This window comes from Pirellulaceae bacterium (assembly GCA_029243025.1).
Classification (GTDB): Bacteria; Planctomycetota; Planctomycetia; order Pirellulales; family Pirellulaceae.
In genome coordinates, this window is sequence record JAQWSU010000014.1 from 102,669 (window position 1) to 117,340 (window position 14,672).

The window sequence follows — 14,672 nt, forward strand, 5'->3', positions numbered from 1 at the left end:
GTCTCGACGGAAGCCCTGCGTTTTCCTCGGATCTCGCCTCTTTGGCAACATCGGGAAGGGCGAAACTGGTTGCCACCTTTCACCCGAGAAGGGTAACCTGGAAGGCCTTTTGCGAATGCGATTTCAGTGCTGTGGGCGATCTTTTGGCCGCTGAGTGGGGTGCTCGTGCCGTCCCGTTACCGCATGGATTCAGAAGATGTTTTTTCAGTTGGCGTACCCCGGGATGATGCGCTTTGCTAGGGTGTGTCAAAAGTGACTTGGCCAGCCAGTTGCCTTTTCATCGTTGGTTCCTCCTTGAGCTTTAACTTGTACGATCAATTTTTCTTCGAAAAGCATCTGTCAGTTGAGAATCCAAGTTGCGTTTAAACGACTGGTCGTTACCGTGCGGTTAGCTGCCCGCCGGAGTAGGATCTGCTTTCGATCCGATAAGAAAATATTGTCACATTGGGTATTAGAAAAGTGAAGAAATATCAGGAAAAGCATTGCCATCGTTTGTCGCGAGTTTGCATTCGCCCCAGCTTCGAACTGTGCGAGCCTCGTGTTTTACTTACAGGCAATCTTCCCAGTATGTCTGTTGCGAATCCATGTGTTTCAACGTCCGATTTTTCGGTGGATCATGATCCGGAACTGCTAGGGATTTCAGCGGAGCAACCACTTGAGATCGATACAACTCAAGAAGTCAGTCAGGATGGATTGAGATTTGAGATTACCCTTGTGGATGGAAATGGCGGAACGGCGGCTAGCGCGATGTCGTCACAAACCTACTCGGCCTATAACCCGACTCAAAACTATAGTGGGTGGGAGATGAACGCAGCTGAAAGTTGGCGTACTTTCTATGGGTTGGAGACGCATCGACTTGGTATTGATGACTTAAACATGGATCTAACCCAGTACAAGTTGCGCGTGAAAATCTTGGACAATGCGAGTATTCCCCAGATGTGGATGGCGGGAGGTGCCCTAGAGTTCTCGGGGAATTACAATTCCAATGTGCAGGCATGGGAGTTTCCTTTAAGTGACTTCGCGGACTACATCCATCATCCAGATTCGACAGGTGGAAAGGCAATTAATCCGGCAGTACGCCAGTTCACATTACAGCCCTACGATGTGGGCACCCAGCTGAATTATCACGGTCACCGCTCAGTCGTTGTCACTTTTGGCCTCAAGGACGGGTATGGAGTTGAATCTTCTGGTAATTGGCAAACTGTTGATGCAAGTGATTTGAAGGCTGCCTACCGAAAGGAAAACGTTCAGGTTGGCGATGCAAGTTACGATGTGATTGTCGGTGGCTTTGCAGACTGGCTGCTTACGACGTGGGAGCAAGGCAAAGATATTAATCTGAGGATTGACACAGAGGTTGACTCTGTCTCTCATCTTATCAGTCAATCACTTGTGTATCGGAAATCGTCAACACAGGACAATTGGCAAACAGCAACGCTGAATATGCCTCATAAGATTTCCGTGACGGGAACGGGGTATATTGATGGTTATTCGCGGTTGATGGCGACGAAGGACCTGAGTGAGAATGATGAGTTCAATCAATTTTGCAGTGCTTTGCTCGAACTCCAATCTTCCTATACCAGCAAAACACCAGGTGACTGGGCCATCAATGTTTCAGGAATAAGTTTTAAGTATCCTCCCAAGCGATTCGAGGGCAGCGTTACCTTGAACACCCGCCCTTCTGTCAATTGGTCGGGGAATTCATACATGAATAAATTGACTGCTGCGATCACCAATCGGTTGCAGGGGCAAACGCTTAACGTTGGTCCAGTGCATGCTTATGACAATCAACTGATTGGTGGATGGATTGATGCGTCGGACGGATTTGAGACGCTGGCTCCTGATAGTGTCTTTGAGCGAAATGTGTTCCACGTCAACGACGATGCAATCAAAGTGAGAACTCGGTCTTTGACCTTCAAAGACACCGTCGTTCTCCAGGGCAATGCTGGTAGCGCAATTGACTTAAGCGGATACGGATGGACCTGGGGCGCCGTGTATGGTGGGGGAATCTATGACACTTATGTTCACCGTATCACCCAGGCGTCGCCTCCGGATGATCATATCGGCGGGATGATTTCTAATCGTACGATTTTTACGCCGATGGTCAGTGATTCATCGGGAAAAGGGATCTGGGATGTGACGATCAGCAATATCACCGTTCCAAGTTTTTCCAATGGTACGTACGACGCCAATGTCGTGGTTGATACGGGGATTTTTTCGGCGTTAAACAACGCGCCGCGGGATTTTAAACCAAACAAAACCTCTTATTTAAATATCCACGATGGCGATCATTATGCCCTGGAAACCATCCACATCAGTGGCGTGAAGATTTATCCAAATGCCAAGCCCAAGAGTCCAATGTACGCTTTTGGTTCGTTCGTTGAAGGCTCTACTCCCGACATTTCGTATCAGGCTTTCGTGCAGTCCCAACAACAACAACAAACGGTTAATTATGATTTTTATGACACGCCCAAAAATATTATGGTGGATTGGGGCAGTGGTAACTCTTACGGGACGGTGACTTTAGGCCTCGGGGTCAATTCACTCCTCATCACGGGTGCGACGGGTAATGACAATCTGAATGCACCCAGTGATTGGATGACTCGGGTGAATCAGCGTCCGCTCGTGCGATCAACATCACCGTCCGAGAATGTGGCGTATGCCGTTTGCGAGTGGAAAGAGCCTGCGGTCTTCTACGTTGGGCAGCAGGGGCGGGACACTTATCATGTCGAACCGGGTATGTTCACCGCGATTCTTGATCAGGGAAAGGCTTCCGACAAAGATATTGTCACGGGACTGCCCGGTCGTGCCAGGCAGTGGTCTCGCATTCGACTGGGACGTTATGATTATTTGCTCGTGAGTAAACGGCATCCTGAAACCCGAGTTTTACTTGTCGATCCTTTGGGGAAGCAGAATGCCGACAATCGGATCGCCACACTGAAATTCGATCAGGGGAAAGCGGTTGGTTTGCGCCGATTCCTCAGAAGATCAAGTCGACTTATTTCGATGACCTATCCTCAGGCAATGCGAAAGATGAGTCTCGATGTGGAGAGTATTCTCGGGCTCGCCGAAACCGATCGGCCGTTCCTATCCGGACATGCGGGTATCGCGCCAAAGCAGGTCCGCTTTCTCTTAGGTGGGCTTCGGCAAGGAGCCTCGCAGTCAGCCAGGTCCCATTCAAGCTTCGGTGGTCCCAATCAAATTTGTGGCGATGCTGCTCCGAATGTCCTAGAGGGCAGCACTCATGTCGACCATATCTTTGGATTAGACGCTGATGATTCGCTTTTTGGAGCGGCAGATGATGACTGGCTGTTGGGGAATCGGGGAGATGATTCGTTGGAAGGCGGTAAAGGGAACGACTATCTCTCAGGCGGCAGCGGCACCGATCAATTGGTCGGTGGCGAGGGCAGAGATGTTTTCCTGCTCGAGGCAGAGCAGTCGCATGATACTATTTGGGACTTTGTTCTTGGAGAAGACACGATTCTGCTAGGTTCGACTGTGCTCGACTTTGAGTTGCTGGATCTCGATGGAGACGCCCATCTATTGAGTGGCGAAGAAGAATTTGCCGTTGTGCGGGGGATGGGTGGCAAGCTTACGCAGACGGGTAGTCTGTTGCGGTAAATCTTTAAGCACGGTCGCAGGGGTGCTTCAGCAAAAAGCTATCATCCCCGTTGGATGTGATTTGCGAAGCTTGTGCCACCGAGCGGGTTCCTGGCTGGATTTGTCATCGAAACCGATGGAGCCTGAGTTTTTGAAATCATGCGCGCAGGTGCTGTTGGACTCGGTCAGGAGTTCCCGAATTGCTTGCGGCCACCAATGACCGTACCCATGGTTCGCAGCTTCAGTTGCGAATGGGAGCGTTCGTGGTAGGTTGAATCGTTTTCTATCTGCGGCAGTTGTCAGAACTTAAATTCCGACGAGCTGTTCCGTCGCATTTCCAAAGGCAGGCAGCGTGACTCCCATGCGATCCATAATGCTAAGGCACAGCGATGACATCTGCCGTTCTTTGGCTGCTTCGTATTCCAACGTTCGCCCAGTTTCGAACGATCCCGACAGGCTACCCGACATGAGTAGTGGGATTTTGGGTGCACTGTGGGCGGTCCATTGTTCGTTGGCGAGCATGATGCATGAATTGTCTAGCACGGTGCCGTTGCCTTCCTGGATTGCATCTAATTTGCCGACCAGATAGGCATACTGCTCGACCCAAAATCGTGTGATCGCGGCATACTCTTTGTTTTTCCAGCCGTGCGAATAATTGTGATGGTCGACGTTGAGTCCCAGAAAGGGATAGACCTGTCCGGAGAGGTTATTCGTCAGTAATAATGTGGCAATGCGAGTTCGGTCGGTCTGGAACGCTAGCGCGATAATGTCGCACATTAGGCGAGAATGTTCATCAATCTGATGAGGCAATCCATCGGCCGGTCTTTGACGGCTGAAGGCGACGCGTCCCTCGCTTTCATTGATCCCACGCTGCTGCATGTTTGCCATTCGCTGTTCCACTTCGCGCACCGAAGTGGTGTATTCTTCGATTTTGGCGTTGTCAGAATGAGAGACCTTTGCCGAGACGTTCTTGAGCTGGTCGAGCACATGATCCAGAACGCTAATCTGAGTTTGGTTGCCTTGACTTTCAAAAAGACTATCGAAGGCGAGCGACGGATACAGCTCTGCCGGCACAGGAGATACTGGAGAACTCCACGAAACGTGGGACGCGTACATCATCGAGTAACTTGATTCGTGAAACCCGCTGATAGGACGTTCACATCCTAGTACCAGACTCGGCAGCACGGTTGCGTCACCCAGTCGCTGAGCCAGCAGTTGATCCATGCTGGTTGCTGCCTGGATTTGTCGTCCACCTTGTGGCTGAATTCCGGTTAAGATTCCTGCGGCGCCTTTGGCATGGCCACCCACGACATTATCTGGATGTCGCAGTCCATGGATGAAGTTCACCTTGTGTTTTACCGATTCCAGCGAAGCGAAGGCCGGACCAAGCTTCAGGTCGGTACCGGAGCCTTGAGACCACCATTGTGGTGGGTGAATGCCATCGCCAAAAAACAGAAATGCAAAGCGTTTGGGAGGCGCATTCGAGCCTTCGTTGCCGAGCAGTTTTGCCGACTCGAGCCAAGGCAATGCAACGCTGGCGCCGAGACCTTGCAAGATGAGACGTCGTGAAACTCGTTTGGGTCGCTGAGCGAAATTCATGAGTGAATCCTTTGGGTCACAGCGATTAGGAACCTTTTCCGCGTTGTTTGCGGAATTGTTCGCTGCGGACGACCATTTGAAACATCACGGAAAAGCGGTAATCATTTTTTTCTAAAACGGCCTCCATCTCCGCCAGTAACGGCTGATCTGACAAGATAACCGACCGGCCCAAGGCATATCCCAGAAATCGTCGACACAGCGTTTTCACAAAATCGTCGCGACGATACTGTTCAACATATTTGATCAGATCGGGGACCCCTTTGGCAATCTCACCGTTCGGCAATCGTGCAGAATTATCGATGGGACGACCAGCACCGTCGGTCGTTCGTGCGCGACCGATTGCATCAAATCCCTCCATTGCGAGTCCAAGACTATCAAAATGGGTGTGGCATCTGGCACATTGAGCATCGGCAACGTGAACGGCCAGCAATTCTCGAATCGATTGGGTCGACGTCTTTTCTGAGTTGGGCAGATCGGGGACGTCAGCCGGCGGAGGCGGGAAATGTTGTCCCAGTAAATGATGGACGCTCCAGAAACCTCGCTTGACCGGACTGGTTCGATCGCCGGCCGAGTTCTTTGTGAGAACCACCGCCATGCCGAACAGACCACCGCGGCCTGCTTGGTGCAGGCCGTTGACCGGATGCCACTCTTGGCCGTCACCGCCAGCCGCAGCTTGCTGATATTGTCGCTCGATCTGACCGCCGTAATGTTTCGCCAGTGTCTGATTTACGAACGTTCGATCGGTAGTCAACAGATCGGTCACAGGACGATCCGTTTGGATCAGATGCATCGCTAACCGTACAGGTTCTTCCGCGATCGCGATGCGCAATTCTTCGGTATACTCAGGAAATGCTTCTCTGTCGATCGGATCCTTGGCAAGATAATCACGATAGCGTAGCCACTGTCCAAAGAATTCGCGAGCGAAGGCCTCGATTCGATCATCTTTGAGCATCCGGCGCGTCTGCGCGATTAGTTCGTCATCGTTTTGGAGCTTCCCCTTGCTGGCTACCGTTAACAATTCACGATCCGGCAGCGAGGACCAGAGAAAGAAGCTCAGTCTACTGGCTAAATCGTGATCTTCTAGCAACGTGGCTGTGTTCAGGTCGGAGCGAGTCGTGTAGAGATAACAGAATTCTGGCGACATCAGGATGGCTGCCAATACGGCTCGTAACGAGGCTTCGACTGTTTGACCATCACGCCGAAGCTTCTCATACAATGATCGCAGAGAATCTCGATCTTTTGCGGCAACAGGTCGCCGATAGGCTCGACCCGCAAGCTCTTGGATATCTGCCAAACCAAGTTGTTCCGCAGTCTTGGTTGCCGCGTTTTGCTGGCGAAGTCCGGCGCGAATCTGTGCGAAGAAGCCGTGGATCCTTGCCGATTTTGCATCGGGAGATTCGGCTTCCAGTGTATCCTTCATTCGTTTCACCCCCAGCTTGTCCAAGTAGGCTTTTTCGAACCGATCTAGCAAGCTAGGTTGGATCAACTGAGGGTCTTCGGGACGTAGGAAATCAAAACGTTTATCATGCAGCACCTCCCGCTCGGAACGTTCGAACCACACGAATCCGCGCAAGAGCGTCTCAGCACTTTGCGTGACAAAATCTAGTTCCTGCCATAACCGATCTAATTCTGCTTGTTCGCTTTGACCGAGCACTTTTTGCATTAGCGGTTGATCGTCACGAAAGAATCCTTCGACGAGGTGAAAGCCTGCAGCAAGCCCCCGACGGTCATTAACATAGTAGAAGCGATTCGGAAACGCATGACAGAAAATGTCCGCTGCGTCGACCAATGATTTTGCGGTTTGGCTGTTGCCATAAATCAGATGTTCGGTGTTGCGACCCAACTTGTTGTCAGGCGGTTGTCGCATGGCATGTCGTAGATAGACGCTTCCCGGAATACTGTGTTGGGGATCGAGCTGACAGGGGACCAGTAGATGCTTGCCGCTTAATTCACGTTGCATGTTTGGCGTCAGTGGGATCTCGATGATAGCCGGAGCCTTCACGACAAACCATTCAGGATCGATCTGTTCGCCAAGCGGATGAGTCCCAAAGCCCAACGTCTTGACTAGCTCGGGGTTGAAACGGTCCAGCACACTCCGTAGCGACTGTACTTTGTGATGCACTTTTTCATCTGCTTCATTGTTGGGCAAAATCGTGGCGCGGCTGAAAAGGGGCCGTTTAATGATGACGTAATTCTCTCCAGCGGCGAAGGCGGGATCGATGCGGATAAACGCCGAAATGGCCACTGCATCGTCACTCGGCTTGGTGACTTTCGTTACCTTGAGCAACGTTTCGCTTTGCAGGGAGCTGCGGTCGAATTTGTCACGATGGGTGGCAACCTTGGTTCGTAGCTCAAGATGACTGATCGGCCAGTTGCCGGCACCGGGTTTGATCAGCTGCGGTTCCGGTGCGAAGAGGATTCGCCGTCCAAATTCGACGAACTTGAGTAAGGCAATCAATTCGGTTGGCTGGTGAGTGTCATTTTGTGGAGCAGGAACAGCCTGCCAGGCAGCATTCAGTTCGCTGAGGAAACCTGGTTGTGACGCCGCTTCAGAAAGCGTTTGCCATACGATGCCAAGATAACGAGGGCTGAGTCCAAACTCGGATGCCCATGATTTAATCGTTTGGCTTTGCTGATGATCATGACGGTACCGATACCGCCAAGCGGCTTCAAGATAGGCCAAAGTGTCAACCTTGTGGCTTTGGTAAAAGTCGATGATCGCCTGTTCGGTGAACTTTTTCCGTTCATTGTAGGAGCTCACAGGGAACGGCGCAAAAGAGATTCCGCTGGGTTTGAGTACCAGATGATCAGCCACTCGTTGGGATGCTGTGAGATACTTTTTCACGAGGTTCGGCGACGTCCCCAGAACTTCGCCCGTGTTGTTGAACCCTTCGCCGCCGGCCGGATCGGCAGGAAAGTTCCGTGTTGGCCGGATATCAACGCCGGTCAAATCGCGGATTGCCCTGTCATATTCGGTATTGGATAGTCGCCGAGGGAGCACGACTCCTGGGTCGCCTGCCTGTCGAATCGCTTCAACAAGCAGGATGTTTTCGACAGACTCGGCAACTGCGTTGCTCTCATCAATACTTGGTTGTTCTGCATCTTCTGGCGGCATTTCACCATGGCGGATGAACTCGACGATGTTATTCCATCTGCGGAAGTCATCCGTCACATCCTGGGCTGCGGTATACCGCGTCAGATTGAGTTCTCCCTTTTGGTTTTTTGCGTCGTGGCACACCACGCAGTATTTCTGTACATACGGCCTGACGTGGTCGACAAATTCATCTGCAAGCAGATCAGCGGCGTGGGAAATCGGCAGGAATACCAGCGAGAATAAAGTAGGAAGCCAAGGAGGTGAAGAACCGTGGGGCATTGACCAAGAACTCCTGGTAAATCACAGGCGAAGCAGCCGTTTGCACTGTCCTTGACCGCGACAAGGGCTGTCGCGGTCAAGGACAGTGCAAACGCCTAACCGATGGGAAGACGGCAGCCTGGTTTCCAAGCAACTGCTGGGAAGCAGGCATGAGACTGTCGTTTCTTGGAACCAGGTGCCAACTCAGGTTGGTCACGTGCCAATCGTCGCTCAGTCTTCCAGCGGCATGACCTCTACTTTGCGAATATCGACTTTGCTATTCGGATCGTGATGTTGGAAAGCGAAGTAGCCGTCCTTAAACGTTTCTTCAAAATCGAGGTACTCGTACAGCTCGTCGCCATTGACGGTGATTTTAATGCGTACGTTTTTGCGTCCGCGCCAAACATTATCACGAACTTCAATCTCGTAAGTGAACCAGGTGTTGGGCTCTACGAGTCTTTTGTAAACATGACACATCCCATAAAGCGATCCGGTACGTATCGGATCGGTATGCGTACTATCGATTTGAGCTTCGTATCCGTCGGTGAAGCCGGGTTTCCTCGTCGTGCGAAAGTAAAGTCCTGAGTTTCCGCCATCACTGATTTTGACTTCGGCTCGATAGCGAAAATTCTTAAAAGGGCCTGCGGTGCAGACCAGCATCGATGCGGGGCCGGATGCGGTCATCGCACCATCTTTGACCTCCCAGAGACTCTTTGCATTACCCACTCGTTCCCAGCCATTCAGCGACTTGCCGTCGAACAGCGAAGTCCATTTTGTATCTTCCGCAGATACGGTGGAACTTGACGAAAGAGCTAGTAGGGTGAACACACCAAAAACAAATCGAGAAACAGTAGTCATCATACAAAAATGCCTTGATCAACAATGGTTGGAAGGTTGTGGGGGTTTGCAACGCAAACATGCGAAAACACGTATCCTACCTGACTTGGTCGAGAGAGCCTATCTGTTTTGTCGCCGCTATTTTTATTTTAACGAGCAATAATCCGAACTTGTGGGGTTGGATTTTAGGCGAACAGATCGTGAACAACACGCCCATGAACATCGGTGAGCCGAAAATCTCGACCGCTGTAACGAAAAGTGAGCTTTTCATGGTCAAGTCCCATTAAATGCAAGATCGTCGCATGCAGATCATGCACGTGGACTTTTTGATCGACGGCTGCAAAGCCGAACTCGTCGGTCGCACCGTAGGTCATTCCGCCTTTCACACCGCCGCCCGCCAGCCAAACGGTAAATCCATGGTGATTGTGATCGCGACCATTACCATTTTCGGCAACGGGGGTCCTGCCGAATTCACCACCCCAGACAATCAAAGTGTCTTTCAATAGATCGCGATCTTTGAGATCGTTGATGAGCGCGGCAATCGGTTGATCGACGTTCTTTGCCTTGTCGGCATGTGCTTTGATATTTCCGTGATCGTCCCACGGCTGTCCATTGCCGTAGTAGACTTGCACCATTCTTACACCACTTTCGACCAGCCGCCGAGCTGTCAGGCAAGCGTTAGCAAATTGGCCTGGTCCATAGGCATCAAGAGTCGTCTTTGTTTCTCGCTTCAGGTCGAACACCTGTTGGGCCTCCGTTTGCATGCGGAAGGCCATTTCGAGTGATTCAATGCGTGCTTCTAATGGATTGTCGCGTCCTCCCCGTTGTTCCAGATGCAGCTCATTCATCCGTTTTAATAAATCAAGCTGTTCACGCTGAGAGGAACGTGAGAGCAATGCATTGTTGATGTGCGGTATGACCTTGGCAGGATCCATTTTGGCATTGTTGATGTGCGTTCCTTGGAAAATTCCTGGTAGGAAACTGTTGCTCCAAAGTTGCGGGCCGACGACCGGTTTGCCGGGGCATAAGACAACGAAGCCAGGCAAGTTCTGATTTTCCGTGCCAAGGCCGTACAGTAACCAGGATCCCATTGCTGGCCGCGTTGGCTGGGTTTCCCCGCTGTTCATCATCAGCAACGAAGGTTCATGATTGGGGATGTTGGTATGCATGGAACGGATGACGCAAATGTCATCGATGCACGATCCAACATTTGGGAAGATGTCGCTGACCTCGATTCCGGAATCACCATATTTCTGGAACTTGAAGGGCGACATCAACAGTCCCCCCGTTTTGCGTTCGGTTTTGAGATCAGCTGAGGGGGGCCGCTTACCGTTGTGTTTTTCGAGTGCAGGCTTGGGGTCAAACGTGTCGACTTGAGAAGGTCCACCGTTCATGAACAAGTGAATCACATGTTTGGCTCTGGCGGGAAAGTGCGGATTCCTAGGGGCGAGTGGACTCGCCGGGACCGACTTGATTTCGCTCGCCAAGGTTCCATCGTCAGCAAGAATACCGGCCAGTCCGATCAGGCCCAAGCCGGTTCCCATGCGCCGTAACGACTCGCGTCGGGTGAAACCAATGGGTGTTGAATCTGGCATCATCGTTTGTTTCCTGATCTTAATCGATGTACATGAATTCATTGCTACTGAGCAGTACCTGAGCATACCGTTGCCAGCGTGTCAGTTTAGATGGTTCTTGTTCTTGTTGGTGCAGGTAGGTTAACCCAAGTTCTACCTCGATTTCGCTGGGCATTCGACTGTAGGCCAGGTTGAAGGCTCGTTGGATTCGACTTGCGTCATCGACCGTTGATTCTTGGTGTAAGCGTGCGGAAAAAGCTCGAGCCTGTTCGATCATGAACGGACTGTTGAGAACGAACAATTGTTGTTGCGGAACCGTTGTCTCACTTCGTTTTGAACTGGTTATATTGGCATCGGGAAAATCAAAAAGTCTCAGCAAGTTGTCGAGTCGGTGGCGGCTGATTTTTGCATAGACCGTCCGTCGCACGTTGGCCGCATCCGCCAGGTTGGTGGAAGGGCCGCCCAGCGTGCGGTCTAGTTTGCCGGAGACATCCAATAGTGCATCACGCCATGCTTCAACATCGAGTCGCCGCCGGCTCATCTTCCAAAGAAATCGGTTGTCAGCGTCGATGTCGGCGTTTGCTTCCCGAGTCAAACTGCTTAGCTGATAGGTGGACGACAACATGATTTCTCGATGGATTGCCTTGATTGACCAACCGGATTCAACAAACTTCGTAGCCAGATAGTCGAGTAGGGCGGGGTGGGTAGGGCGGTCTCCTTGCATGCCAAAGTTACTGGGTGTGGAGACAATTCCTCGTCCAAAATGCCACTGCCAAATGCGATTGGCCATCACCCGTGCCGTCAGCGGATTGTTGTGAGTTGCAATGGCGTTCGCCAATTCATGGCGGCCGCTACCTTGCGTGAATCGTGGACGGTCATCGCCGGCTAGGATTCTGAGGAAACGTCGCGGGGCAACCTCGCGTTGCGTTGCTGGGTTACCTCGGACGAAGACCTTCATGTCTGCGAGATTAGATTCCGCATAGGAGTGAGCAACCGGGTACATCGGAGCGGCCGATTGTTTGGCGTGTTTTAAGTCATCTCGAAGCCGGATGAGTTCTTCTTGTTTGGGGCCCGATAAAAATTGTTCGAGATCATTCGCCGATACGGCAAGTGGACCGTCTTTGCCGAGTATCTTGGTCAGTAGGTCTTCATGCAGCTTGAGTGGTTCGTCAGCCGGTGCTTCGGTATAGACCCTAAATTGCACGCTTGCCTGATCGCCGCACCCGCCCTGATCAGAACCGCTGTTATCTAGTCCGCCGATCGCTTTGAATCGCTGATAGCCGGCCGGCAGATCGTAGATAAGGGTCGAAGGAGCATGTACCCCGATACCATTGGCGTATGCTTTTCCGCCCACGCGGATTGGTTTGCCCTGGTAATTCTTGTTGATCTTAGCACTGCCAAAACCTTCCAGCTTTTTCCATTTGAGATCCGTCAGTTTTATTTCGCCGCTGGCGCCGACCAATCGAGGATCCAGCCAATCGGAATGGTCACAACTCTTTCCATTTCCTCCATCCGATACGACTAAGAACAACTGTTTTGCATCGCGGATGTCGACATCGATCCCAGCCGTTGGCCGTAGTTTGGTCACCAGTGGGGTCACAAACCGAGGATGGCCGGGTTTCGGTGGCTGGTCTTCGCTTTGACGAACAAGGTTTGAGATGGCCACTCCATCGCGGACGTTCAACAGCGACTGCACGGTTGTCTGGATATCCGCTGCTACTTTGACCACCTCTGCCGGAGTGGAAGCGTTCGAATCAGTGGAATTAAACGCGATTGGATCTATGGCAAACCACGGGTCCAAGATAGAAACCTTGCCTTTTTCCTGGGGGGCTAAGAATGCAATCCAACGTTTAAGCAGGTATTCGTTGACGCTTGCCTGCTCGGCAACCTTTGCGGTGGTGGTCGATTGCCCGGCGGTCGTCAACGCACGGTGTCTCCAGACTGCTTCGATATATTTGGAAATATCCCCAACGCGAGATTCTGCTGCGATGGTGTTTTCCTTGGCCAGAAACTCTTTGATCGATTTTTCGAGATCCTTGATTCGTTGCTGGCCGGCATTGTAGGCGGCAACTTCTTCGGGTTTGCAAAGCAAGGCGTTGTGTAGTTTTGAACTGCGAAACACACCTGCAAGCGAATAATAATCCTGGGTCGGGATGGGATCGAATTTATGATCGTGACAACGAGCACAAGAGACCGTTAGTCCCAGGAAGCCACGAGTCAACGTATCGACCCGGTCGTCAAGTTCATCGGCGGCAGCTTTTGCGGCGTCGCTGTTCTTGTAGTACTGCGCACCGAGGCCAAAAAAACCGAGTGCAATTAAGTGATCGTAGGAATCGTCGGAATCTGGCCCGATGAGATCACCTGCAATTTGCAGTTTGACAAATTTGTCGTAGGGCATGTCGGCGTTAAAAGCAGCCACGACCCAATCGCGATAGCGAAATCCATTGCTGTTTGGCTTGACTGAAAACGTGTGAGCTTGATCCTCAGCATAACGTGCCACATCCAGCCAGTAGCGTCCCCATCGCTCGCCGTAGTGTTCAGACAATAACAACCGATCAATCACTCGAGCGAAGCTGTCGGGGGAATCGTCTTCGAGGAAATCTGCAACTTCTTCAGGTGTCGGGGGAAGGCCGATCAGGTCGAAGGTCGCACGTCGAATCAAAACTGATTTCTGGGCGGCAGCAACGGGCTGAAGACCATGCTCCTCCATTTTTGCCAGAGTGAAGTGGTCGATGCGGTTACGTGGCCAATCGGTGCGTTTCACTGGGGGGACTTGGGGTCGGGATACAGCTTGATAGGACCAAAAGTTCCGAGCTGCTTCAAAATCGATCCCTGCATTCACCATCGATTCACCGTCACGAGGATCGGCGGCCCCTATTTCCACCCAGCTGACAAAATCAGCAATCACAGCCTCTGGCAGTTTACCCGTTGGAGGCATCTCAAATTCGTGATGTTGCAAAGCACTGATCAGCAGGCTCTCGTCGACTTTTTTGGGGACAACTGCCGGACCCGAATCGCCGCCCTTCAACATTCCCGCTCGCGTATCGACCAGCAGGCCGCCTTTGATATGCTTGGCGGTCGCCGAGTGACACTCGTAGCAGTGTTGGACGAGTACTGGCCGAATCTTGCTTTCAAAAAATTCCAGACGGGTTGTTTCAGACACTTTGGGTGCTGTGCTCTGGGCAAGCAGGGAACTTTCCATCCCAAGGCTCAGTGACATTGCAATCAGAGTGGCGACAAAAATGAATGGCATGGTTTGAATAATGTCCCTAGGTAAAATGGTCCTGGGAGTAAACAAGGCAACGGAACGGGCGGGGATGTCGACGATCCGCGGGGAATCGAGGTTGCAGGCAGGTTGGAAGCAACTGTGTTTGCCAGACTCGCATTTTAACACAGTTAATTCCGGGAGATCAATAAACGCCTGGGCCTACTATGCAAGGCCCAAAATGACCCCCTACCGATATAGGGCCAAAACGACCGTTTCAGGTACACATTTCAGGAAGTGTACCTGAGACCCTACAGGCGATTCGCTGGACAACTCTGCGGAATCCTGCTGTACTGGCGGACGTGCTACACACTTCAACGGGACGAGGGGAAACCGACGAGAACGCTGCTTGCAATCGCCTCCATCCGATGGAGGGGAATAAATTCTGGCGGTTGAGTAACTCAGCTAACGCGTTAACCAGCTTTATGAGCAACGTGCGATTCAAACC

At 51.7% G+C, this 14,672-nt stretch carries 6 protein-coding genes; 1 reads left to right on the forward strand and 5 read right to left on the reverse strand.

The window, feature by feature from the left end; translation table 11 throughout:
* Positions 1-459 precede the first annotated feature (459 nt).
* Positions 460-3,618, forward strand: a complete 3,159-nt coding sequence (locus tag P8N76_06185) for a hypothetical protein (protein ID MDG2381244.1) — start codon at positions 460-462, stop codon at positions 3,616-3,618.
* 285 nt (positions 3,619-3,903) lie between these two features.
* On the opposite strand, the gene P8N76_06190 is transcribed toward P8N76_06185, so the two are convergent.
* The 5 genes from P8N76_06190 to P8N76_06210 all read right to left on the reverse strand — a co-directional run bounded on the left by P8N76_06190 (position 3,904) and on the right by P8N76_06210 (position 14,161).
* The gene (locus P8N76_06190; GenBank protein ID MDG2381245.1) at positions 3,904-5,196 is read right to left on the reverse strand and encodes a DUF1552 domain-containing protein; all 1,293 of its coding nucleotides are present in this window, start codon (positions 5,194-5,196) and stop codon (positions 3,904-3,906) included.
* A gap of 25 nt (positions 5,197-5,221) precedes the next feature.
* Complete coding sequence (locus P8N76_06195; protein ID MDG2381246.1) at positions 5,222-8,569, reverse strand: DUF1592 domain-containing protein; 3,348 nt, start codon at positions 8,567-8,569, stop codon at positions 5,222-5,224.
* A gap of 210 nt (positions 8,570-8,779) precedes the next feature.
* Entirely contained in the window at positions 8,780-9,409 is a 630-nt protein-coding gene (locus P8N76_06200) for a DUF1080 domain-containing protein (protein ID MDG2381247.1), read from the reverse strand.
* A gap of 161 nt (positions 9,410-9,570) precedes the next feature.
* Positions 9,571-10,983 carry a DUF1501 domain-containing protein gene (locus P8N76_06205; protein MDG2381248.1) on the reverse strand — a complete coding sequence of 471 codons (1,413 nt, stop codon included), beginning with the start codon at positions 10,981-10,983 and terminating at the stop codon, positions 9,571-9,573.
* A gap of 16 nt (positions 10,984-10,999) precedes the next feature.
* Complete coding sequence (locus tag P8N76_06210; GenBank protein MDG2381249.1) at positions 11,000-14,161, reverse strand: DUF1553 domain-containing protein; 3,162 nt, start codon at positions 14,159-14,161, stop codon at positions 11,000-11,002.
* Positions 14,162-14,672 lie beyond the last annotated feature (511 nt).

Bases quoted from the DNA above. Each gene is read 5' to 3' on its own strand.
- P8N76_06190 (MDG2381245.1), bottom strand. From the start codon at position 5,196: ATGAATTTCGCTCAGCGACCCAAACGAGTTTCACGACGTCTCATCTTG.
- P8N76_06195 (MDG2381246.1), bottom strand. From the start codon at position 8,569: ATGCCCCACGGTTCTTCACCTCCTTGGCTTCCTACTTTATTCTCGCTG.
- P8N76_06210 (MDG2381249.1), bottom strand. From the start codon at position 14,161: ATGGAAAGTTCCCTGCTTGCCCAGAGCACAGCACCCAAAGTGTCTGAA.
- P8N76_06205 (MDG2381248.1), bottom strand. From the start codon at position 10,983: ATGATGCCAGATTCAACACCCATTGGTTTCACCCGACGCGAGTCGTTA.
- P8N76_06200 (MDG2381247.1), bottom strand. From the start codon at position 9,409: ATGATGACTACTGTTTCTCGATTTGTTTTTGGTGTGTTCACCCTACTA.